This is a genomic window from Pseudomonas sp., assembly GCF_036387035.1.
GTDB lineage: Bacteria > Pseudomonadota > Gammaproteobacteria > Pseudomonadales > Pseudomonadaceae > Aquipseudomonas.
This window is the reverse complement of the sequence record NZ_DASVUM010000249.1, coordinates 1-2527: the sequence shown is the minus strand read 5'-3', so window position 1 is coordinate 2527 and position 2527 is coordinate 1. Positions and strand designations below refer to the sequence as shown.

The window sequence follows — 2527 nt, the reverse complement described above, 5'->3', positions numbered from 1 at the left end:
GTCTCCGCACCGCGCTCCCTCACCCAGAACAACGTCGCCCCCGCCACCGCCGCGGGCATCATCAGGATGTTGACCACGGGTATCAGCAGCACCAGATACACAATCCCGCCAAAGCTCATGCTCTGCCAGCGTTTGGCGCGTAGCCAGGCGAGCATGTCTTGCCAGCTCATTTTATGGTTGTCGGCGGGATAGTCGATGTACTGGATGGCCATCATCCACACGCCGAACATCAGCCAAAGCGGCGCGGCGACGAGGTTCACCACGGGTATCCACGAAAGAATGAACAGGCCAATGGCGCGCGGCAGAAAGTAGCCCAGTTTGCGCATTTCCCGGCTTAAGGTGCGCGGAACCATTGCCATCAGTTCGCCCCAGCTGAAAGCGGGAAAATCATCCGTCCCGCGCAGCACCACTTCCACTTTCTCTGAAAGAAAGCCGTTGAACGGGGCGGCGATGATGTTGGCGATCATGGTGAAGGTGAAGAACACCATCAAGACGACGAGCACGACGAACAACGGCCACAAGATGTAGTTGAGGAAACTGAGCCAGCCCGGGAGGGTTGGCATGAATGAATCGACCCAGAGCCTGAATTCGTGGCCGGCGAAGTAGATCATGGCACTGAACAGCACCAGATTGATCGCCAGCGGCAACAGAACGAACAAGCGCAGGCCAGGGCTCAGGACCAGTTTCAGGCCTTCGCGCAGGTATTGCGGGCCGGACAGGGCGGGTGCAGGCATGCGTGCCTCCAGGCAATGATTTCGGGCCGACCTTACCGGCTTTATCGCGGGGGCGGAAGCGCGGCGGCAGGTGCGACATCCGCTGAAACAATCGTGCCGCGGTGAAGTCTATGCCTGAACGTAATCGCGCATCGGCAGGCGCCGGATAGTGCCGGCCTATGAGCTGGATTGTGAAACGATATTTCCTTAATCTTCTCTGCCCCGATAAGCTTGCGGCCAACTTTCACTGTTGCTGCGCCCCGAGTGGCAGCTTCACATTTTCAGGATCGCCGGGTGCAGTCCCTGCAGCCAGGGCCCGGCAATCCCAACCCCCTCAACCGGTGCGCCGGTTTAGATCCAGTGACTCCGACCACGCGTAACGATGGCCGGTCAATAGGAGTGTGTCATGTCTGATGTACGTCATTCGCGAGTGATTATTCTTGGTTCCGGCCCTGCCGGTTACAGCGCAGCCGTTTATGCCGCGCGCGCCAACCTGAAGCCGTTGCTGATCACCGGGATGCAGGCGGGTGGTCAATTGACCACCACCACCGAAGTCGACAACTGGCCGGGCGACCCGCACGGCCTGACCGGCCCGGCGTTGATGGAGCGTATGCGCGAACACGCCGAGCGTTTCGAAACCGAGATCGTGTTCGATCACATCAATGCAGTGGACCTGGCCGGCAAGCCGTTCAGCCTGAAAGGCGACAACGCCACCTACACCTGCGATGCGCTGATCATCGCTACCGGCGCCAGCGCTCGTTATCTCGGTCTGCCTTCCGAAGAAGCGTTCATGGGCAAGGGCGTTTCGGCCTGCGCTACGTGTGATGGTTTCTTCTATCGCAACAAACCGGTCGCTGTGGTCGGCGGCGGCAACACCGCTGTTGAGGAAGCCCTGTATCTGGCGAACATCGCCAGCAAGGTCACGCTGGTTCACCGTCGCGATACGTTCCGCGCCGAGAAGATCCTCATCGACAAGCTGCATGCCCGTGTCGCCGAAGGCAAGATCGAGCTCAAACTCAACGCCACGCTGGACGAGGTGTTGGGCGACAATATGGGTGTGACCGGCGCGCGCTTGAAGAACAACGACGGCAGTTATTCGGAAGTGAAGGTTGACGGTGTGTTTATCGCCATCGGTCACACGCCGAACACCAGTCTGTTTGACGGTCAGTTGGCATTGAAGGACGGCTACATGGTGGTTCAGGGCGGCCGTGAAGGTAATGCGACGGCCACCAGCGTCGACGGTGTTTTCGCCGCCGGTGACGTGGCAGATCACGTGTACCGTCAAGCCATCACCTCGGCAGGCGCAGGCTGCATGGCTGCACTGGATGTCGAGCGCTACCTGGACGGCCTGGCGAACGTTTCGTTCTGACTGGCTCCTGCGGTACAAAAAAACCGGCTCATTGAGCCGGTTTTTTTATGCCTGGCCAGACGCCCTGGCGATTCGATCCCGCATCAGGCCTTGCGCTTGAGCGGTTCAGCCGAGAACTTCACACCGGCCAATCCGTGTGCGATCAGCGCCCGGATGTTGCCGTGGTCAGAACCCTGCGGCGTATCGAGTACAGAGCGGTAATGCTCACCGAAAGCAAGCAACGCTTCCTCGTCGCTCAGACCTTCAAGCAGCGCCATGGCCAGCGTCTTGCACGAACCTTCGTTCTGGCCCGCGGCGTTTTCCGCCGGGCCGTTGCTGAACGCCTGAGGCTGATACTCGTAGTGCGCGGCGATAAAGGCCAGCGTCTCGGCGAACAGGTGATTGCCGCTGGCCAGGCTGACGCGCAGGGCTTTCAGGTCAGTCATGCTTCGGTTCCTTGGCAAAC

General features: G+C 60.0%; 3 protein-coding genes. 1 reads left to right on the top strand and 2 read right to left on the bottom strand.

What is annotated here, in order from left to right:
• Positions 1-734, bottom strand: a 734-nt coding sequence (gene cysZ / locus VF672_RS23000; protein ID WP_331107240.1) for a sulfate transporter CysZ, incomplete at its 3' end; no start/stop codon positions are given.
• A gap of 385 nt (positions 735-1119) precedes the next feature.
• Here cysZ and trxB point away from each other — a divergent pair.
• The gene (gene trxB / locus VF672_RS22995) at positions 1120-2082 is read left to right on the top strand and encodes a thioredoxin-disulfide reductase (protein WP_331107238.1); all 963 of its coding nucleotides are present in this window, start codon (positions 1120-1122) and stop codon (positions 2080-2082) included.
• 83 nt (positions 2083-2165) lie between these two features.
• On the opposite strand, the gene VF672_RS22990 is transcribed toward trxB, so the two are convergent.
• Complete coding sequence (locus tag VF672_RS22990; protein ID WP_331107236.1) at positions 2166-2507, bottom strand: HopJ type III effector protein; 342 nt, start codon at positions 2505-2507, stop codon at positions 2166-2168.
• Between the last annotated feature and the right edge of the window lie 20 nt (positions 2508-2527).

Coding starts and splice junctions, on each gene's coding strand:
- trxB (WP_331107238.1), top strand. CDS start 1,120: ATGTCTGATGTACGTCATTCGCGAGTGATTATTCTTGGTTCCGGCCCT.
- VF672_RS22990 (WP_331107236.1), bottom strand. CDS start 2,507: ATGACTGACCTGAAAGCCCTGCGCGTCAGCCTGGCCAGCGGCAATCAC.